Origin of the sequence: Ramlibacter sp., from assembly GCF_050250995.1 — a bacterium.
Taxonomy (GTDB): Bacteria; Pseudomonadota; Gammaproteobacteria; order Burkholderiales; family Burkholderiaceae_C; genus Ramlibacter.
This window is the reverse complement of record NZ_JBFWNP010000059.1, coordinates 1-19,446: the sequence shown is the minus strand read 5'-3', so window position 1 is coordinate 19,446 and position 19,446 is coordinate 1. Positions and strand designations below refer to the sequence as shown.

Genomic DNA, 19,446 nt, shown 5'->3' with positions numbered 1-19,446 from the left:
CCATTGACATTCAATATGACGCTGACGAGAATCAGAACTCGATGATCGCTCCGCGAGGGCTACTGGAAAAGTCATGAGTTCACGCACGTCGACATTCATGCCCCTGCGGCGAGTCACCCTCACCCTGGCGATGTCGGCCATCCTCTTGCCGACCTCGATCGCGCATGCGCAGGTCGCACGACCTGCCGGCGCCGAAGGTTTCCCCTCCAGGCCGATCCGGCTGATCATGCCCGTTGCACCCGGCAGCGGTTCGGAGGCAGCCAGCCGCTTCCTTGCCGAAAAGATGAGCGCGCTGCTCCAAAGCCCCGTGGTGCCGGAGAATCGCCCGGGCGGAGAAACGAAGGTGGGGCTGCAGGCCTTGATCTCGGCGCCTGCCGACGGTCACGCCGTCATGCTGATCTCGTCTTCGGTCATGGTCATCAACCCATTGACGATCGAAGGCTGGGACATCGACGTTCGCAAGCGCGTGCGCCCCCTCGCCTTGGCGACTCGGGTTCCGGCGGCATTGGTCGTCAGCGCCAATTCGAGGTGGCGGACCCTCGCCGAGTTTCTCGCGGCGGCCAAGGCGAAGCCTGGGTCCATCAGCGTCGCAAATTACTCTGGCGCGTATCGCCTGGGATTGAACCGCATGGCGCGCAGCGCGGGCGCCGAATTCAACCTGGTCAGCTACAAGGGCGCGGGCCAGGCGCTCACCGATTTGATCGGCGGCAGCGTCGACTCCGCATTCACCGACCTCCTCGGGCCCTTGAGTCTCGTCGATGCGGGGAAACTGCGTGTACTCGCCGTGACGTCACCCGAGCGTTCCGCCGCCATGCCCCAAGTACCGACGGTTCGCGAGGCCATGCCGTCCATGCGCGACTTCGAATTCGGCATATGGCTCGGCTACGGTGTTCGCGCCGAAACGCCGGAGCCCATCGTCAAGGTGCTGGAAAGCGCGATGCTGACCGTCCTCAGATCACCGGAGTACCAGGCATTCAACCGGACGAATTCGAATCCCGAACTCATTGCGGCGGATGGCGCCTTTCTGTCGAAGCAGATCGATGCCGAAACCGAGTTGATGAAGGCCACGCTGCCGACCCGCTGAGCGACGGTCTGCCTACGGGCGCACGATCGAGACGTTGGCGCAACGTGGGCCTACTCCGGTTTGAAGTTGATGCTCGCCAGGAATTCCCTCCATACCCGCGTCTCTTCCGTCATCTCCTTCTCGAAGCTCTCCGGCGCGGACACCTGGACAACGCCCGTGAACTTGTCGAAGAGGGCCCGGCCTTCCGCGGTCGTCGCCACAGCCTGGATGTCTCGCGCGATCTGTTGGCGAATCGCGAGCGGCGTATTGCGGGGCGCGAACAATCCGTTCCAGATTTGCGGAACGTAACCGCGATAGCCGGCCTCGCGCACCGACTGCACATCGGGCATGTCGCTGAATCGCGCTTCCGACAGCACGGCGACCTGCGCCACCGTGCCCGCATCGATGAACGGCTTGAGCGCGCCCGGCGTGTTCAGCACCAGCTGCACGTCGTTGCGCAGCAGCGCGAGCATCGCCTGCGCGGTGCCCGGAAAATCGACGCTCGTGAACTTCATGCCCAGAGCGCGATTCACGATCGCGTTGCTCACGTTGATCGAGGAGCTCGCACCGAGCCCGCCGAAAAATAGTCCGCCCTTCGCTTGACTGAGCGCAACCAGATCCACCAAGGTCCTGGCCTGCGCCGCCGTCTGCGCGTTCGTGGCGAACACGATCTTGTAGTTGATGAATTTGTAGACCGGAGCCAGGTCGACCTGCGGATCGAATTTGATCGCGCTCGAAGTGAGCTTCGCCATCGCCGTCGTCTGACTGCCGGCAAGGATCGTGTGCCCATCGGCAGGCGCTCGCGCCACGTACTCGGTGCCGATCAGTCCGCTCGCGCCGGGACGGTTCTCGACCACGACCGATTGCTTCCAGCGCGCTTCGAGCAAAGGCGCGAGCACACGCACCCAAAGATCCATGCCTGCGCCTGCAGCATACGGAACGACGATCCGCACGGTCTTCGTCGGGAAAGGGTCGTTCGCCCGAACCGAGCCCGTCGTCAGCAAAGCCACGAACGCCGCCGAACCGAGGACGGCGGTCCTGCGCTGCAATTGGAAAACATGAGCCGCGGTGCCATCGTTTTTCATCTTGTCTCCTCTCGACCGGTGAATCATTCCTTCGGCAGGTTCGCCTTGCGCGCGATGTCTTCGTAGCGGTTCACGTCGGCGCGATAGCGCTCGGCGAATTCCGTGGCATTGCCGGAGATCACGGAGAAGCCCATGCCTTCGAGCTTGCCCTTCACTTCCGGATGCGCCAGCGACTTCTGCAATGCCGCATTGAGGCGCTGCACCGTCTCGGGCGGCGTGCCCGCGGGCGCGAACACGCCCACGAACGGATTGTCGGCAAAACCCTTGAAGCCGGTCTCGTCCATCGTCGGCGTGTCGGGCAGCAGCGGATGGCGCTTGGCGGTGAATACGGCCAGCGGCTTCGTGCGTCCGGCCTTGATGTGCGGCAACTGCAGGCCGACGGTGTCCAGCAGCATGTCCACGCGCCCGGCGACGACGTCGTTCATGGTGTCGGACATGCCCTTGTAGTGCACGCGCGTGAATTTCGTGCCGGGCTCCAGCGCCATGCGCTCGGCGTAGAAGATGAAGCTCGACGCGAAGATGCCGACCGTGAGCTTGCCCGGATCGCTCTTCGCCATGGCGAGCATGTCCTTCACGCTGTTGCCCTTGAAGTCCTTGCCGGCCACGAGCACCACCGGAACTTCAACGAGATTCGACACCGGCACGAAGTCCTTGCGCGCGTCGACCGCGGGCGCCTTCAGCGTGGCCGGGACCATGGCGAGGCTCGTGGTGCCGATGAGCAGCGCCGTACCGTCGATGGTCGCCGTCGCGACGAACTTCGCGGCGATCATGCCGTTGGCGCCCGGCTTGTTGTCGACGATCACCGGCTGGCCCAGGGCTTCCGCGAACTTGGGCGCGACGATGCGCGCGACGGTATCGTTGTTGCCCCCGGCCTGGGACGACACGACCAGCCGGACGGTCTTGTCGTCGGCGGCGCCGGCATGCGGCAGGACCATGCAGAGCGCCGAAACCAGGGCGCAGGCGCGAACCCCCTTCACGAACCTCATCGTCTGTCTCCTCGTTGTGTGGACTGGCGGACGAGTATCCGGAGCGCGTCCATGATTGTCAAATGTCGCCATGATTTGTACATAGACACTTTCATTGGTTTGTCCAGGAACAAAATGGACTCGGCGTTTGACAACGGGCATGCGAGTCCCAATACTCCCCACGACATGAACGCTCCACGGCAACTCGACCTCGGATTCGTCGGCCTCGGGCAGATCGGCGGCGTGATGGCCGCGCGCCTCATCGGCGCCGGCGTGCGCCTGCACGTCTACGACCCGCGCGCGGAGGCCGCGCAGGCGCTGGTCGACGCGGGCGCGATCGCCGCGGCGTCGCCGAAGGCCGTGGCGGATGCGGCGACGATCGTCTTCGCGTCCCTGCCCAACAACGAAGTCAGCGAGCAGGTGGCGGCCGAGGTCGCGGCCGGAGCGAGGCTGCGCCACTACGTCGAGATGTCGACGATCGGCAGGCAGTGCATGGAAACGATCGCATCCACGCTCGGCGCACGCCGCATCGGCAGCGTCGACGCGCCCGTCACCGGCGGCGTGCCCGGCGCGCTGCGCGGAACCTTGTCGATCATGGTGTCCGGCGCGCCCGCCGATCGCGACGCCGTCATGCCATGGCTCGGCAAGATCGGCGGCAAGCTCACGGTGCTTGGCGACGAGCCCGGCCAGGCGCAGGTGATGAAACTCGTGTGCAACCTGGTGGTCGCCGCGAACATGGTGGCGGCGTCCGAAGGCCTGGCGATGGGCGCAAAGGCGGGGCTGGACCCCGAGAAGATGCTCGCGCTGCTGAACTCCGGCACCGCGCGCAGTGCCGCCACTTCGGACATTCTTCCCGACGCGGTGTTGACGCGCACGTTCGCATTCGGCGCGCGCACCTCCATCATCGACAAGGACGTGCGGCTGGGCCTCTCGCAGGCGGAACATCTCGGCGTGCCCTCGCCCGTCATCGCCGCCGCGGCTGACATCTGGCAGGCGGCCGGCGCGCGTGACGACCTGCGCGACGACGACTTCACCGCGATCATCCGGCTCGTCGAACAGGCGGCCGGCACGCACATCGGAAACAGGCAAGCCGGCAACTAGCCGCCGCTTCATCACAACGAATTCACGAACTCACGGACTGGAGATCCCATGCCTTCCACCGACAACCAGGCCCTCGAACAGATGCTGCGCACGCGGCCGAAGCCGCTCGAAACGACCGAGCGCCGCAAGATCTACGACTCGCTCGGCGAGAAGTTCCCCCTCGCCGCCGATGCGCGCGCGGAAGCGCTGATGCTCGGCGGCGTGCCGGCCGAGGCGACGACGACGCCGGCCACGCAGGGCGCGGGCACGATCCTGTACCTGCACGGCGGCGGCTACGTCTACGGCTCGCTGCACAGCCACCGCCACCTCGCCTCCGAGCTCGGCCGCGCGGCCAGGGCGAAGTCCATCGCGCTCGATTACCGTCGCGCCCCCGAAGCGCCCTTCCCCGCCGCGCTCGACGACGCGCTGTCTGCATGGCAGGCGCTGCTGAAGCTCGGCACGAAGGCGAAGGACATCGCGGTCGTCGGCGACAGCGCGGGCGGCGGGCTGGCCGTGTCGCTCATGGTGCACCTGCGCGAGATGGGCCTCGATCAACCGGCGTGCGCGGTGCTGCTGTCGCCATGGACCGACATGCTCGCGAAGGGCGAAAGCTATGCGCGCAACGCGGAGCGCGACCCGGTCGTGGGCCGCGAGATCATCGAGTTCTGCGCCCGCCAGTACATCGGCGAAGCCTTGAACGACGATCCGCTCGCCTCACCCGTGCGCGCGGACCTGAGCGGCATTGCACCGCTCACGATCTATGTCGGCTCCACCGAGGCGCTGCTCGACGATTCGGTGCAGCTTGCACGCGCGGCGGGGCTCGCCGACGTGAAAGTGCATCTCGAGATCTGGCCGGGGATGTTCCACATCTGGCCGAACTACCATCCGGTGCTGCCGGAAGGCCGGCAGGCCGTCGCCGAAATCGGCGCGGTGATCCGCGCCGCCTTCGACGCGAACTAGGTCAGCGGCCCTTCGAAGGCAGCACGACCACGCCGGTGCCGACCACGGACAGTTCATCGTCCTGGTTGCGGCCTTCCTGCGCGATCTCCACGCAGTGCTTGCCGTTCTCCACGAACTTGCGCTTGACCGTGCCCTTGATGAACAGCATGTCGCCCTCGGGGTTGTGGCGGCGCACCTGGCAGTCGGACTTGTGCAGGAAGCCGTCGTCGCCCATCCAGTTGGTGAGATGGTGCGTGAGCCAGGAGTTGCGCTCCGGGCCGTAGTCGTACGCGCCGGGCGCGCCGACTTCCAGCGCGAACTCCTCTTCCCAGTGAACGCGCTCGGGCACGTCGGGAATGCCGAAGCGGTTCTTGATGCCCACCCCGGGGTGCGCGTCGATCAGCTTCCACGCGATCTTGTTGGCGCGGATGTAGAGGCCGCCCCAGCCCTGCGCGTACGCGATGAAGCCGGTGACCGTCATCGGCCCCTTGAACATCACGGGCAGCGCCTCACCTTCCTTCACGTCTTCCCAGTAACGGGGCGTCGCGCCGCGCACTTCCTCGTTGCGATAGAGCTTGTACGCCTCCTGGATCTCTTCCTCGGTGTACTTGCGCGGCTCGCGGCTGCGCACTTCCTTGTACTTCGTGCCCTGCTCGCGCGCATGGTCGCGCTCGGTGCGGAAGCACCAGCTGTCGGCCTCGGCCACCTTGTCGCCGGACTGGTTGAAGAAGTCGACGTGATAGATCTGCTGCACGGCGCGGCCGGCGAAGCGCGTCTGGTGCATCACCAGGTCCTTCAGGTGCGCCTCGGTGTGGATCTCGTCGTTGCGCAGCACGTTCTTGTGCCAGGTCCAGTTGGCGCCCGACCACATCGCATGGACGCCCGGCAGGCCGCCGACGTAGCCCGAGATGATGCGGTTGGTCGCGAAGAGGAAACTGGGCAGCGCCACCACGGTGCCGTACTTCGTCTTCGCGGCATAGGCGGGATCGCACCACAGCGGGTTGTCGTCGCCGATGCCGTGGGCGTAATGGCGGATGTTGTCGCGCGTGGCTTCGTGGCACCACGGCTCCAGCGTGTTCTCGATCTTCACGCCGATGCGCTGGCGCAGGGCCTCGAGCCCGCTCTCGGTGATCTTCGGGAAGGTACGTTCGACATTCTCAGACATGGTCTCTTGGCTCCTGTGTGTCTCGGGTCTCGGGTCTTGTGAGGGTTCGGGCGATCAGCTCGCGGCCAGCTCGCGCTCGCGCAGCACCTTGCGGTGAACCTTGCCGGCGGGCGTCTTGGGCAGCTCGGCGACGTATGCGACGACGCGCGGATACTCGTGCTGGCTGAGTCGGTTGCGCACGAGGTCCTGCACCTCGCGCGTGAAGTCGTCGCTCTGCGCGCGCGTGGCGACGACGAACGCCTTCGCCACCTGGCCGCGCGTCTCGTCGGGCACGCCGATCACGGCGGCTTCGTGGACGTCGGGGTGCGCCAGGATCGCGTTCTCGATCTCCACCGCGCTCATGGTCCAGCCCGCGGAAATGATCACGTCGTCCGCGCGGCCCCCGTGATAGAAGTAGCCATCCCCGTCGGTGCGGCCCAGGTCCTTGGTCGCGATCCAGCCGTTGCGGCGCCACACGAACATCTGGCCCGTGACGCCCGGCGGGCACACATTTCCTTGTGCGTCATGCACCTCGACGCGGCCGCCGGGAATCGGCTTGCCGAGCGAGCCGCGCTTCACCGCGAAATCGGACGCGCCGGGATAGCTCACGAGCACGACGCCGATCTCGGTGGTGCCGTACATGCTGCAGACTTCCAGGCCGAAGGTGCGGCGGATGAAGTCCGACGTGTCGTCGTCGATCGGCTCGCCGGTGAACGACAGCTTCTCGAACGCGAACGTGTAGTCGCCCGCCTTGCCGCAGTTCTTCATCATGCGGTAGTGCGTGGCAGCGGCGGACATGTTGGTGAAGCGGTGCTGCGACAAACCCTTCAGCAGCCGCTCGGGATTGAAGCGGCCGCTGTATGCGCCGACGGTCAGGCCCAGCGCGAGCGGCGCGAGCGTGCCGTGCCACAGGCCGTGGCCCCATGCGGGCGACGACGGGCAGAAGAAACGGTCGCCGGGGCGCAGGCCCGTGCCGTACAGCGCGGCGACCATCAGCGTGACCAGCGCCCGCTGGTTGTGGCGCACGGCCTCGGGCAGCTCGCGCGTCGTGCCCGAGGTGTACTGGAACACCGCGAGGCTGTTCGCCTCGGTCTTCACTTCGAACGCCGGAGCGAACCGCGACAGGGTCGCCGCGAAAGCATCGTCGAACACCAGCACGTCGGCCGCGCCTGCGGAATGCGCAACCTCGGCCTTTTCTTCGTTGGTGACGAGGAGCACCGGCTCGCAGTCGCGCACGCGCAGCTTCACGCCGTCGGGCCCGAACAGGGTGAACAGCGGCACGGCGATCGCGCCGCTCTTGATGACGCCGAACATCGCGGTGTAGAAGGCCCGCGACGGCTCCAGCATGATCGCGACCCGCTCGCCGGCCTTCACGCCGCGCGAGACGAGATAGTTCGCGAAACGCGAGGAATCGTCGGACAGCGCGCGGTAGGTGATGACCTCCTCGCTGCCGTCGGCGCGCAGCACGATCAGCGCGTCGCGCCCCGTGTCCGCATGCCGGTCCACGCACTCCGTCGCGATGTTGAAGAACTCGCGGTTGCCGTCGAACAGCTCCCACAGCTTGTCGGACGCGAAGTGCTGCTGCGCGTCGGCGTAGGTCGTGTAGTCGGTGAGGCGGTGCATGCGTGTCTTGGGGTGCGCTGGCGTGGGAGAAGTATCGGGCAGCGGGACCGTGTTTGTCAAATACAATTCGTGTTTGTCTATATACAAACTAAGAACGAGGCGATTGCCGCATCGCGCGCTCGCGCGCCGCGGCCTCCAGCACGAATGGCGCGCCCACCGATGCATTGATCTTGCAGTCGAGAAGGATCGGCCCCTCGGGCACGGCGAGCAGCGGCGCGAGCGCCCTCAGTTCGTCGAGCGTGCGCACCGTGTGCGCCTCGAAGCCGAACGCCGCGGCGACCGGCGCGAAGTCGACGTCGGGGAAGGCGGCGGTGGCCACCGGCATGTCGCGCTCCTTGAGGTAATGCAGCTCCGCGCCGTACGCGCAGTCGTTCATCACCACGATGACGAGCGGCAGGTTCTCGCGCACCGTCGTCTCGAGTTCGCCGAGTGTCATGAGGAAGCCGCCGTCGCCCACCATGAACACCGTGGGCCGTTGCGGCGCGCCGGCCGCGAAGCCGAGCGCCGTGCCGAAGCCCATGCCGATGGAAGAGAAGTCCCAGCTATTCTTCAGGCAGGCGGGGCCCGGCACCGAGATGAGGGGCTCGACCTGCACGAAGTTGCCGGCGTCGTAGACGACGTTGCGCTCGCGCGGCAGCAACCGGTCGAGCTCCATCGCGAGCGCACGCGGGTCCATCGTGCGCGACGTATTGGCGATCTGGAACTCGTCGGCCGGGTTCGCATCCGCGAGCCAGTCGCGCGTGTCCTTCGTGTGGAACGGGCGCTCGGCCTCGTCCCTTGCGGGCAGCAGCGCGAGAAGTTGTTCGGCCGCGAGCCGGACGTCCGCGACAACCGCGACGTCCGTCGCGAGCCAGCGGCCGATGTGCGCCCGTTCGCGGTCGACGTGGATGACAGGGCCCCGCGGCAGCGCCGTGCCGTTCGCCGTCGTGCGGGTGTTCATTCCCGCGCCGAGCGCCATCACGCAGTCGGCCTCTTCGATGAAGCGCCGTCCATGACGCTGCGAGAACGATCCGACGATGCCGACGTTGTACGGATGGCCGCGGAACATGTCCTTGGCCTTGAGCGTCGTCGCGAGCACGGCGCCGGTCCGCTCGGCAAGTTCGATGATGGCCTCGCGCGCGCCGGCGAGATGCGCGCCGTGGCCCGCGACGATCAGCGGGCGGCGCGCTTCGGCGAGCACCGCGACGGCGGCCTCCAGTTCTTCTTTCGCGGCCGCAAGGGCGGGCGGCGGCGCGGCAAGTGCAAGCGGCCGCATAGGCGCCGCCAACGGACGGCGCAGCACGTCCGCAGGCACCAGCAGGGCGACGCATCCCGTGTCGCGCGCCAGGCTGGCAGCATCGACGAAGTTCGCGCATACCGCATCGGCGTCGCTCGCCACCACGGCTCGCAGCCCGGCCGCCGCAAGCACCGCGGGCGTGTTCAGGTCCTTGAGATCCGCAGCGGTGTTCGTCGCGGCCGCACCCAGGATCAGCAGCACCGGCGAGCCCGAGCGCTGCGCGTACATCGCCGCGTTGAAGCCGTTCGCCGTCCCCGGCCCGCGGCCGATGAGCGCGACGCCGAGGCGCCGCGTCGCGGACGCGTAGCCCTCGGCCATCGCGATGGCCATGTTCTCGTGCCGCGCGCCGTAGAAGCGCACCCCCAGCGCGTCGAGCGTTGCGATGAGCAACGCGGTGTCGTCGCTCATGAGGCCGAACACCGCTTCGATGCCCGCGTCGCGGATCTGCGCGGCGAGCGCTTCGTACACGATGGTCGTGGTCGCGGCTGTCATGTCGTCGTCCCTCCTCGATGAGCCGCCAGCACGGCGTCGACGCGCAGCGACTCGATCTCGCGTGAATCGAAGCCCGCTTCGCGCAGGATGTCCTCCGTGTGCTGCGCGAACAGCGGCGGGCCGCTGCGCACGGACGCCTGCGTCTCGCTCAGGCGAACGCTGGGACCGACGCCCTTGTAGCTGCCGCGCTCCACCACCATCTCGCGGTGCCGCACGTGCGGCTGCGCCAGCGCTTCGGACACCGTGTTGACCGGCCCCGCCGGCACGCCGATGGCCATGAGCTCGCGGCACAGCGCGTCGCGCGGATGCCTGCGCAGCGCCGATTCGATTTCCTCGCGCAGGGCGTCCCGGTTCTCCACCCGCGCGCCGTTGCGCAAGAAGCGCGCATCGGCCGGCAGTTCGGGCCGGCCGATGAATTCGCAGAAGCGGCGAAACTGCGCATCGGTCAGGATGCCGAGGAAGACTTCGCCATCGGCCGCCGCGAACTTGTCGTAGGGCGCGATGTTGGGATGCGCGCTGCCGAGCAAGCGCGGCTCGCGCCCGGATGCGAGGAAGTTCGCCGCGTGCGGGATGAGCAGGCTGAGCGCGGTGTCGAACAAGGTCGCCTCCACCTTCTGCCCCCGTCCCGTGGCGTGGCGCGCGTTGAGCGCGAGCAGGATGCCCTGCATCGCCGTGTAGCCGGTGAGGTGGTCCACGATGGGAATGCCCAGCCGCGTGGGCCCGCTCTCGGGCGTGCCGTTGATGCTCATGAGCCCGGCCATCGCCTGCAGCACGGCGTCGTACCCCGGCAGCTTGCCCAGGGGTCCGTCGCTGCCGAAGCCGGTGATCTGGCAGTAGATGAGACGCGGATGGCGCTTCGCGAGCACGTCCTCGTACGACAGGCCCCAGCGCTCCATCGTGCCGGGCACGAAGTTCTCGATCAGCACGTCGCTGCGCGCGATGAGCCGCTCCAGCACCTCGCGCCCGCGCGGCTTCGAGAGATCGACGGCGATGTCGCGCTTGCCGCGGTTGACCGCGCCGAAGTAGGCGGCGTCGCCGTTCGCGTCGAACGGCGGGCCGAGCATGCGCGTCTCGTCGCCCGCGGGCGCTTCGAGCTTGACGACGTCCGCGCCATGGTCGGCGAGCATCTGGGCGCACAGCGGACCGGCAAGGACGCGGGACAGGTCGAGAACCTTCAGGCCGGCCAGTGCGCCGCCTTGCGAGGGAGTGGTCACCGGGAGTGCGCCTTCACAGCAATGTCGTTGCCGGCATTCTTCAGGCGGCCGCACCGTTTGTCAAACGTGGCATGGCGTTTGTCCAAAGACAAATCTGTCGATACACTGCCGGGCATGACCACCTCACGAATCATTCGTAAGTCGACCGCGCCCGGCACCCGCGCGCGCGTCGAGGACAAGCCGCCGCCCGCGAAGAAGGCGGCGCCGCGCCGCGTGCGCCCCGTTCCCGCGGTCACGCGCTCCATCGCCATCCTGCGGCTGCTGGGGCGCTCGGCCGAGCCGCTGGGCGTGAAGGCCATCGCGGACGAACTGGGACTCGTCACGAGCACCTGCCTGCACATCCTGCGCGTGCTGGTCGAGGAGGACCTCGCGCGCGTCGACCCCGCCACCAAGCGCTACACGATCGGCGTGGGCATGCTCGCCCTGGCGCGCAGCGTGCTCGAGCGCCTGAGCTTTCCGGCCACCGTGCAGCCGGTGCTCGACGAGCTGGGCGCGCAGTGGAACGCCACCGCCGTCGGCTGCGACGTGACCGGGCTCGAGCACATGACGGTGCTCGCGCTGTCGAAGTCGAAGACGCCGTTTCGACTGCACGTCGACGTGGGCAGCCGCTTCCCCGCACTCATCAGCGCCACGGGCCGGCTGGCCGCGGCCTACTCCGACCTGCCCGCCGCGGAGGTCGACAGGAAATTTCGCGAAGTGCGCTGGGGCAACGCGCCGGACCTCGCGACCTGGCGCAAGGAAGTCGCGGCGGTGCGGCAGCGCGGCTACAGCATCGACCGGGGCAACTACATCCCCGGCGTGACCATCGTGGCCGCGCCGATCCTCGACCGCAACGGACGCCTCACGCATTCGCTGGTGATCGTCGGCGTCGGCACGCAGGACGCGGCGCGCGGCGCGAGCATCGGCCGGGACCTGAAAGAGCGCGCGGACAAGCTGTCCGCGCTGCTGGCGCAGGGTTGAGGCTTCTCCAGATCGTTGTCTTTGGACAATTTTCATATCGCATTGACAACGCGAGGAGCGCCTGCTGAAATGCGGACGCGACCACAATTCGGAGACAAGCGATGTTCAACCTCTTCAACGCGGGCAAGCCTGCGCTCGCCTCGATCGCGGCGCTGGCGTGCGCGATGCTCGCGGCAGCTTCTCCCGCCTCGGCTCAGGAGGCTTTTCCGTCCAGGCCCGTGAATTTGCTGATCCCCTACGGCCCCGGCGCGGCAAGCGACGTCGTCGCGCGCATCGTCGGCGACGGCCTCGCGCGGCAGCTCAAGCAGACGGTGGTGCCGGTGAATCGCCCGGGCGGCTCCGGCATGGTGATGATCAACAGTGCGCGCGGCGTCGCGGCCGACGGCTACACGCTCATGTTCTCGGCGAGCGCCATCGCCGCGGAGCAGGTCGTTCGCAAGGGCAGCACGTTCGACGTGCGCAAGGACGTGATTCCGGTCGCGCGCGTTTCCGTGGCGCCGCTCGGCGTGTTCGTGAGCGCCACGCTGCCGGTCAACAGCGTCGAGGAACTGGTCGCCTATGCCCGCAGGAACCCCGGCAAGCTCACCTATGCATCGCCCGGCGTCGGCTCGGTGATCCACCTGAACACCGAGCGTTTCCGCCTCGCCACCAAGACCGAATTCCTGCACGTGCCCTACCCGGCCGGCACGGCGCCCGTGCTCACCGCGCTGGTTTCGGGCGACGTGGGGCTGTACATCAACGAGATGGGCAGCATGAAAGGCATCGTCGCGGACAAGCGCGTGAAGGTCCTGGCAACGCTGGCGGACGTGAAGTCGCCGATCTATCCCGACGCGCCGGCCGCGCCGGAGATCAACGTGCCCGAGTTGCGGAACTTCACGGCGTCGTTCTTCTACGGCATCTACGTCGCGCCCGGCACGCCGCCCGACCGCGTCGAGTTCCTGAACCGCGCGGTGAACCGCACGATGGAGGACCCGGAAGTGCGTACGCGGCTGAACGGCCTCGGCTATGCGAGTTCGGCCATGGGCGGCATGTCGACCGCGGAGTTCCGCAAGCTCGTGAACGACGAGCTCACGCGGACCGAGGCCGTGGTGCGCGACGCGGGAATCGCGGTCGCGCAGTAGCGCGCTCGTTCACGACCACGGCACGACGGCGCCATGCACACCGCCGCCCGATTCTTCCACCGCCCCGCGGGCACGGCGCCGCTGGCGGAAAGCGACCCCCGCTTTCGCGTGGCGGCGGCGCGCCGCATGCTCGCGCGCGCGGGCTGCGAAAGCGGCATCGGCGGCCACGTGAGCATGCGCGCCGAGGACGGCGCGAGCTTCTGGACCACGCCGCTCGAGTACTTCGACGAGACCACGCCGGCGAGCGTGATGCGCTTCGACCTCGACGGCCGCTTGCTGTCGGGCGATCACGACGTGTCGCCCGCCGTCGAGTTCCACTGCGCCTTGTATCGCGCGCGGCCGGATGTCGGCTGCGTGATCCACCTCCACTCGCACTTCGCGAGCGTAGTCGCCGCGACCGGCGAGCCCATCGGCATGTACAACGTCGGCAGCGTGGTGTTGTTCGACGAGCAGGCGTTCCTCGCCGATGACGGCACGCGCCCGCCGGTGGAGGGCCATCGCGTGATCGAGGCGCTGGGAACGCGCAGCGTGTTGATGGTGAAGAACCACGGCGCGATCGTCGTCGGCCCCGACCTGGAGCACACGACCGGCCTGGCCATGCTGCTCGAAGCGTCGGCGCGCTACCACGTCGAGGTGCGCGCAGCGGGCGGCAGTGAAATCCCCCTTGCGGAAGTGCGCCGGGGTCAGGGAAGCTACCGTCGTATCGTCGTGCCACGGTTGTGGACTTCGCATTACCGTCGCCTCGCGCGGACCGACGCCGATCTATTCACCTGGGTGGAACCATGACCGAAACCGTCTTCCAGCATCCTCTCGCGCGCGCATGGGGCGCCGTCGTCCTGGCGCTCGCCGCCGCGACCGCCGCGCACGCGCAGGACAATTTTCCCAGCCGTCCCGTGACGCTCGTCATTCCCGTCGCGGCCGGCTCGGCCTCCGACGTTGCCGCGCGCATGGTCGGCGAGGGCCTTGCGCAGCAGCTCGGCCAGCCTGTCGTGGCGGTGAACCGGCCGGGCGGCAACAACATGGTGGCGGTCCGTTCGGTGCTTTCGAGCCCCGGCGAAGGCTACAGCGTGCTCTTCCTCTCCTCCGGGATCGTCGTCGACCAAGCGATCAAGAAGCACGGCCAGTTCGACGTGCGCAAGGACCTGACGCCGGTGGCGCGCGTGGTGCAGGCGCCGCTCGGCCTTTTCGTCAGCAACACGCTGCCGGTGAACTCCGTGAAGGAGCTCGTCGAGTACGTGAAGAAGAATCCCGGCAAGGTGAACTTCGGCTCGGTCGGCGTCGGCGCGATCGCGCATCTCACCACCGAACAGTTCATGGCGGCCACCGGCGCGCGGATGACGCATGTGCCTTATCCCTCGGGCACGGCGGCGGTGCTGCCCGCGATGATCTCGGGCGACGTCGGCGTGTACATCAACGAGATGGGCAGCATGCGCGGCTTCGTGCAGGACAGGAAGATCAAGCTGCTCGCGACGCTGGCCGACCGCCGCTCGCCGATCTATCCCGATGCGCCGTCGATCCCCGAGCTGGGCATGCCCGAGCTGCGCGGCGTGTTCCGCCCCTTCTTCTTCGGCCTCTTCGTCGAGCCCGGCGTGCCGGCCGCGCGAGTCGAGGCGCTGGCGAACGCGCTGAACAAGGCCGTGGCGGAGCCCACGACGCAGGGCCGCCTGGTCGGCCTGGGTTACGACCCCGCGCTCATGGGCGGCACCCGCCCGGCGGAGTTCCGCGCGCTGATCGGGGACGAGTTGAGCAGGACCGAGGCGATCGTGAAGAACGCGAAAATTCAGGTGCAGTGAAGCTCGGCCACTAACGAATCGCGCGCGCCAGGCGGCGCATGACCGCCTCCGTCGCCTCCCAGCCCAGGCATGCGTCGGTGATCGAAATGCCGTGCTGCAGCGGCTTTCCCGGTTCGAGCGCCTGCTTGCCCTCGCGCAGATGGCTCTCGATCATCACGCCGAGGATGCGCCGCTCGCAGCCTTCGATCTGCGCGGCGATGTCTTCGGCGACGCTCACCTGCCGCGCGAAGTCCTTTTGCGAATTGCCGTGCGAGCAGTCGACCATCACGCGCTCGACCACGCCCGACTTGCGCAGCGCGGCGCACGCGGCCTCGATCTCCGGCGCCTGGTAGTTCGGCCCGCGCGCGCCGCCGCGCAGGATGACGTGGCAATCTTCGTTACCGGCCGTCTCGAACACCGCGGCGACGCCCATCTTGGTCACGCCCATGAAGGCATGCGAGGCGCGACTCGCGACGAGCGCATCCGCAGCCATCTGCACGCTCCCATCGGTGCCGTTCTTGAAGCCGATGGCGCACGACAGGCCCGAGGCGAGTTGCCGATGGCTCGGACTCTCGGTCGTGCGTGCGCCGATGGCGCCCCACGAGATGAGGTCCGAGATGTACTGCGGACTCAACAGGTCGAGAAACTCGGTGCCGGCCGGCACGCCCATCTGCGCGATCTCGAGCAGCAACTTGCGGGCGAGCCGCAAGCCTTCGTTGACGCGATTGCTGTCGTCGAGGCGGGGGTCGTTGATGTAGCCCTTCCAGCCGACGGTGGTGCGGGGCTTTTCGAAGTAGACGCGCATCACGACGAGCAGCCGGTCGCCGAGTTCGCCCGCAAGCTTGCGCAGCCTTCCCGCGTATTCGAGGGCTTGTTCGCCATCGTGGATCGAACACGGACCGACGACGACCAGCAGGCGCGGGTCGCGTCCATGAACGACGTCGGCCACCGCGCGGCGGCTGCGCTGGACGAAGTTGTTGACGTCGTCGTCCGCGACCAGTTCGGACTGGAGCAGCGCGGGCGAGATGAGCGGACGGATTCGGCGGATGCGGACGTCCTCGACGCCTGCGGCGCCGGGCTCGTCTTCGAGGGGGAGGCTTGGGGACATCCTTGGAAGGATAGTCGAACGAGGGGCTGATCGACCCTCCAAGCATTCGGCTTCAGAGCACGTCCAGCGCTTCTTCCGGAGGCGGCAATCTGAGTGCGACAAGTAGATCGGAAATCGTATGCGAACCCTGAATATCCATGGCCACTTGTCTCAGGTCGACGGCGTCCGCAGAAAGTCCATCAATCGTCTCCGGTGCGCCCAGGCAGTCGACGACCATCCGCTTCACATCCTCGAGTTCATACGAAAGAGGCTCGGTGAGAGTGACGGAAATCCGCCAAGCATCCGTGAGCCGACTCAAAAGCCGGCGTGCGGCGGTGTCGCCCCAAGGTGCCACCACATTGACCTTCTCGAATCGCCGAAGCGAATTTTCGACGCCGTCCAGGATGAATGCGTTCCGATATTCCTTTGCCAGTTCCCGGCGGCCGGCCTGGGCTCGCGTCAATGCGCAGGTGCTCAAGGGAAACATCTGTCGCTTCTCCGGCAAAAGGAGAAGCAAGGTTCGTGCGTCACTCCTGATTTCGCTCGAAGAGTCAGTGGTGTCTTTCCTGGCCCGAACCCGGCGTCTGGTTTCCAGGTCCGTTCCTCCATGATCGAGTTGCGGGCCAAGAGTGGGCCCCGATAGCCTTGAGTCGAAACGCACGATGAATTCCCGACGGGGCGGAGTCTCCGATTGAGCAACCCGCTCATTCAGCCAGCCACGGGAGAGGTCTCGAGGTGGCAATGAACAGTGAGATCACCTACGGCTTCCTTATCGAAATTCTTCCACGACGTCTTGTACTCGATCGAGAACACATGGCCGTTCACACACCACACGCGACCTCGGAGTCGGCACTTTCCAGCGGAGAGGTCGACGACTGCGATTTTGAACGGTTCCCGCAAGTTGAAGCAGAGTTCATCGGGGAAGTCCGACTTGCCCCTGCGCATCGAAAAGAGGTTGATTTCTTTTCCGTCCGGGCTCCGGTGAATCTTGTTGACCACCGCGAGCTGCTTCGCCCATATCTCAGCTTCGCGAGGTGGGAGCATCTTCACTACGGAATCGAAAATTGTCCGCTCGACTCGCGAGAGCTCGACGCGAGGCAGAAACAGCCGCTTCAGAATTTCAATAAGCGTCGACATGAGCATCCAGACAATGTCGCGCCACCTGACCCGTACAGGCCTCCCGCAGCACCCCTTGATCAGCCTCGGCGCGCCGAGGTGGTCGGTGCTGATCGAGATGAGCGGAAGGATTCGTCGGATGCGGGTGTCCTCGAGGCCTGCGACATATGGAGCATCATCGAGTGACATTCCCCTCCATCTTTTGCGCAGCTACCTCAGACGAAGGCGACTGACGATCTCCTCGACTCGACTGCGATCCCAATGTTCCTCGATGCGATCTGCAAAAACTATGAACCCAGACGACGCGTCTTTCACACCCGGCAACGCGAATTCAATCTGGACCATGACACGCCACTCGGGAAAGGACCGCAACGTCTTCTGAAGGCCGACAACAAGTGACGGCGCGAATAGCGATAGCCGGTGAACACACAGCTTCTGAGTGCAGTCCCCGTAGTCTTCGTCGACCAGCCAGTAGTCGCCTTCACCATATGCGTTCTCAGCACCGAGCCCCGACAGGCACTGTTGGAGGCTCCTGTAGACAAGTCGCCACTGAGTGGCTCGCGATGTCATTGCGACAGGATCACCGCTTGGCAGGATTTGGCGCGGATCCTGATTTACCATTCGTAGGGCTGCGAATCGAGAGCACTCACCCATTCGACAATATGGTAATCACGGCGCACGAGCTCGTCGATGAACTCGAAGAAGCTGTTCGATAGTGGCGCGAATTTGGGTTCCGATCTGCAGATGTAGTAGATGCTGCCGCTGAGATCGAACGCATAGAAGTTTCCCAGGATGTCCTGAGCAAATCGTGTACTTCCCCTCAGCGGGCCGCTCTCGATGGCCGCGAACCACTCCTCGCGAAAGCTCAACTCTTCGCCGATGTCTCCGAAACCTGCCAGGAGCAACCATGTACGGAGCTCGTTTGGCAACGGAATGGGCAATGCCGCTTCAATCCTGCGGAGATCGTCGGAGTTAGGAGTGGAGTACGGCTCAAAAATCCGCTTCGTTCGGAAGAGACCCTTGCGCCGTGCCGACAGAATCGACTTGGCAAGTTCTTCCACGCTCGAATTCATCGCGTGCATCCACAAGTGGTCATGAATGAGGAGGCTCCACCGGGGGTCACCGGCCGGCGTGCGCCCAGCGAGAAGCTGAATCCTTTCCCGCCTCCTCAACAAGGAGGTGATAAACCGATGAGAAACAAATTTCCGGTGCCGAGGCCAGCCCCTCACTCCCCTCCACGATGAACACCTCGTCTTGTCCAGGTCGCTGAACAATGTCCCAATCCTCGCTGTGTCCAATCGAGAGGTGACCCGGTCGATGTTCGGAGGATGCTACAGCGGTCGCAGCGAGCTCCAGGCCACCCCCCTCAGACCAAATTTTCCCGTAAGTCATAAAAAACTCTCGGGTGATAGGTCCAAGCTGTTTCAGCGCCTCCACATTCAGCGCCGGAGGATCACTCACGTAGATGCCAGCTGCAAGAAGTTCACGGACCCCCGCTCTCGCTTCCTCAAGTGACACGGTGGGAATGAAGTCGTCGCGCATCGGAGCAGCCTCCGTCGCGCCGTCTCTTCCGGAAAGGAAGAAGTAGCCGAGCACAAGCAGTACGCCGAGGAGTGTCAGCCATATCACTTCAACCTCCTTCAACGGCAGAAGCACGATTGCGCCACATCGCGAGCGGCACGAGCCCCGGTTGCTGCCGGATTGTTGAACGCTGCCCAGCCAGACTCCATCCTGCGCATTGCCTGGTGCGCCGCAGAGTGGCTAGTACCGTCGGCGAACCACTTCAGATTCCAGGCGCCGCTGTGCATGCTGGCGGGAAGTCCTCCCGTGGGGAACATGGCAGGTGCGCCACCGGGATGACCGAACAATGGGTTGGAGTGATGCACGTAGCCTCCTCGATATTGTCCATTGGACCTGAAACCCGAAACAAAGGGGCGCGCGGCGTCCCTGGCTCCGGTACGCGATGCGTTCGCCGCCAAGGCCTTCAGTCCCACAGACAATCCGAACGCCCCAGTCTGGAACAGCAGATCTGCAATCTCGCCGGCAGCATACGCTTCACTGCACTGATCGGTTTCATTGATGTCCATGGCGGTACGGGCATACCCCGTGAGTCCAAATGACATGGAATCGCCGAAGCCGGCAATAAAGTCGACGGTGCTACGGGGTAAAGCAGGCATATCGGCCCAGCCAAAGAGACCATAGGGATCCGTGAACTTGAATGGGTTCGTGTTGGCGTATCCATAGCGGTTCATCCCGCCACTCAATCCAATGCGGTCGCCTTGCGTGTATATGCCGCCCAAAGCCCAGAAATACCGATATCCGTTGTAACTCAACCCACTTTCCTCATCCCGCACCTGCCCCGCAAACGCAAGGTCCAGCCCCTGCCTCGGACTCGTCGTCTTCAGCAGCAGCGGCCGATTCGTCAGCGCCACCTGCGGATTCGGCGTCGCGGCCAGGATGCCTGTCGGCTTGTTGTCCCCGAACGCCGAATAGGGCCACTGCCACACCG

19 protein-coding genes are annotated in these 19,446 nt (G+C 66.0%); 7 read left to right on the top strand and 12 right to left on the bottom strand.

The annotated features are described in order from the left end of the window. Window positions 1–73: 73 nt before the first annotated feature. Entirely contained in the window at window positions 74–1,084 is a 1,011-nt protein-coding gene (locus AB7E83_RS24500) for a Bug family tripartite tricarboxylate transporter substrate binding protein (RefSeq protein WP_428573457.1), read from the top strand. Window positions 1,085–1,134: 50 nt separating this feature from the next. Here the strand turns inward: AB7E83_RS24500 and AB7E83_RS24495 are convergent, their stop codons facing one another. Both AB7E83_RS24495 and AB7E83_RS24490 read right to left on the bottom strand, forming a co-directional pair. Further along, the gene (locus tag AB7E83_RS24495) at window positions 1,135–1,980 is read right to left on the bottom strand and encodes a Bug family tripartite tricarboxylate transporter substrate binding protein (RefSeq protein WP_428573456.1); all 846 of its coding nucleotides are present in this window, start codon (window positions 1,978–1,980) and stop codon (window positions 1,135–1,137) included. Between the two features lie 191 nt (window positions 1,981–2,171). Continuing rightward, on the bottom strand, window positions 2,172–3,134 hold the full coding sequence (locus tag AB7E83_RS24490; protein ID WP_428573455.1) for a Bug family tripartite tricarboxylate transporter substrate binding protein: 963 nt from the start codon (window positions 3,132–3,134) through the stop codon (window positions 2,172–2,174). A 165-nt stretch (window positions 3,135–3,299) separates the two neighbouring features. Between AB7E83_RS24490 and AB7E83_RS24485 the strand changes: the two genes are divergently transcribed. Both AB7E83_RS24485 and AB7E83_RS24480 read left to right on the top strand, forming a co-directional pair. Continuing rightward, the gene (locus tag AB7E83_RS24485; RefSeq protein ID WP_428573453.1) at window positions 3,300–4,214 is read left to right on the top strand and encodes an NAD(P)-dependent oxidoreductase; all 915 of its coding nucleotides are present in this window, start codon (window positions 3,300–3,302) and stop codon (window positions 4,212–4,214) included. 48 nt (window positions 4,215–4,262) lie between these two features. Beyond that, window positions 4,263–5,153 (top strand): alpha/beta hydrolase, encoded by an 891-nt coding sequence (locus tag AB7E83_RS24480; RefSeq protein WP_428573452.1) that lies wholly within the window; start codon window positions 4,263–4,265, stop codon window positions 5,151–5,153. 1 nt (window position 5,154) lies between these two features. Here the strand turns inward: AB7E83_RS24480 and AB7E83_RS24475 are convergent, their stop codons facing one another. The 4 genes from AB7E83_RS24475 to AB7E83_RS24460 form a co-directional block, all read right to left on the bottom strand. After that, window positions 5,155–6,297: an FAS1-like dehydratase domain-containing protein gene (locus tag AB7E83_RS24475; protein WP_428573451.1), complete on the bottom strand. Its 1,143-nt coding sequence runs from the start codon at window positions 6,295–6,297 to the stop codon at window positions 5,155–5,157. A gap of 54 nt (window positions 6,298–6,351) precedes the next feature. Continuing rightward, a complete protein-coding gene (locus AB7E83_RS24470) occupies window positions 6,352–7,899 on the bottom strand; it encodes an acyl-CoA synthetase (RefSeq protein WP_428573450.1) in 1,548 nt (515 codons plus the stop codon). Between the two features lie 88 nt (window positions 7,900–7,987). After that, window positions 7,988–9,667, bottom strand: a complete 1,680-nt coding sequence (locus tag AB7E83_RS24465; protein ID WP_428573449.1) for a thiamine pyrophosphate-binding protein — start codon at window positions 9,665–9,667, stop codon at window positions 7,988–7,990. Then, the gene (locus tag AB7E83_RS24460; RefSeq protein WP_428573448.1) at window positions 9,664–10,881 is read right to left on the bottom strand and encodes a CaiB/BaiF CoA transferase family protein; all 1,218 of its coding nucleotides are present in this window, start codon (window positions 10,879–10,881) and stop codon (window positions 9,664–9,666) included. The genes AB7E83_RS24465 and AB7E83_RS24460 overlap by 4 nt, the downstream gene beginning before the upstream one ends. A 114-nt stretch (window positions 10,882–10,995) precedes the next feature. Between AB7E83_RS24460 and AB7E83_RS24455 the strand changes: the two genes are divergently transcribed. The 4 genes from AB7E83_RS24455 to AB7E83_RS24440 all read left to right on the top strand — a co-directional run bounded on the left by AB7E83_RS24455 (window position 10,996) and on the right by AB7E83_RS24440 (window position 14,755). Beyond that, complete coding sequence (locus tag AB7E83_RS24455; RefSeq protein WP_428573447.1) at window positions 10,996–11,841, top strand: IclR family transcriptional regulator; 846 nt, start codon at window positions 10,996–10,998, stop codon at window positions 11,839–11,841. 101 nt (window positions 11,842–11,942) lie between these two features. After that, a complete protein-coding gene (locus tag AB7E83_RS24450; protein WP_428573446.1) occupies window positions 11,943–12,962 on the top strand; it encodes a Bug family tripartite tricarboxylate transporter substrate binding protein in 1,020 nt (339 codons plus the stop codon). 33 nt (window positions 12,963–12,995) lie between these two features. Then, window positions 12,996–13,748, top strand: coding sequence for a class II aldolase/adducin family protein (locus AB7E83_RS24445; RefSeq protein WP_428573445.1), 753 nt, complete (start codon window positions 12,996–12,998; stop codon window positions 13,746–13,748). Then, window positions 13,745–14,755 carry a Bug family tripartite tricarboxylate transporter substrate binding protein gene (locus AB7E83_RS24440; RefSeq protein ID WP_428573444.1) on the top strand — a complete coding sequence of 337 codons (1,011 nt, stop codon included), beginning with the start codon at window positions 13,745–13,747 and terminating at the stop codon, window positions 14,753–14,755. The genes AB7E83_RS24445 and AB7E83_RS24440 overlap by 4 nt, the downstream gene beginning before the upstream one ends. Before the next feature lie 10 nt (window positions 14,756–14,765). Here the strand turns inward: AB7E83_RS24440 and AB7E83_RS24435 are convergent, their stop codons facing one another. The 6 genes from AB7E83_RS24435 to AB7E83_RS24410 form a co-directional block, all read right to left on the bottom strand. Then, window positions 14,766–15,842: a 3-deoxy-7-phosphoheptulonate synthase gene (locus AB7E83_RS24435; protein WP_428573443.1), complete on the bottom strand. Its 1,077-nt coding sequence runs from the start codon at window positions 15,840–15,842 to the stop codon at window positions 14,766–14,768. Between the two features lie 52 nt (window positions 15,843–15,894). Next, window positions 15,895–16,308 carry a hypothetical protein gene (locus AB7E83_RS24430; protein ID WP_428573442.1) on the bottom strand — a complete coding sequence of 138 codons (414 nt, stop codon included), beginning with the start codon at window positions 16,306–16,308 and terminating at the stop codon, window positions 15,895–15,897. A 221-nt stretch (window positions 16,309–16,529) separates the two neighbouring features. Then, window positions 16,530–17,126, bottom strand: coding sequence for a hypothetical protein (locus AB7E83_RS24425; protein ID WP_428573441.1), 597 nt, complete (start codon window positions 17,124–17,126; stop codon window positions 16,530–16,532). Window positions 17,127–17,551: 425 nt separating this feature from the next. Next, the gene (locus tag AB7E83_RS24420) at window positions 17,552–17,998 is read right to left on the bottom strand and encodes an SMI1/KNR4 family protein (RefSeq protein ID WP_428573439.1); all 447 of its coding nucleotides are present in this window, start codon (window positions 17,996–17,998) and stop codon (window positions 17,552–17,554) included. A 58-nt stretch (window positions 17,999–18,056) separates the two neighbouring features. Further along, on the bottom strand, window positions 18,057–18,593 hold the full coding sequence (locus AB7E83_RS24415) for a hypothetical protein (protein ID WP_428573438.1): 537 nt from the start codon (window positions 18,591–18,593) through the stop codon (window positions 18,057–18,059). Beyond that, window positions 18,578–19,446: RHS repeat-associated core domain-containing protein (locus AB7E83_RS24410; protein ID WP_428573437.1), on the bottom strand; the 869-nt coding region annotated here is incomplete at its 5' end. The genes AB7E83_RS24410 and AB7E83_RS24415, both read right to left, overlap by 16 nt.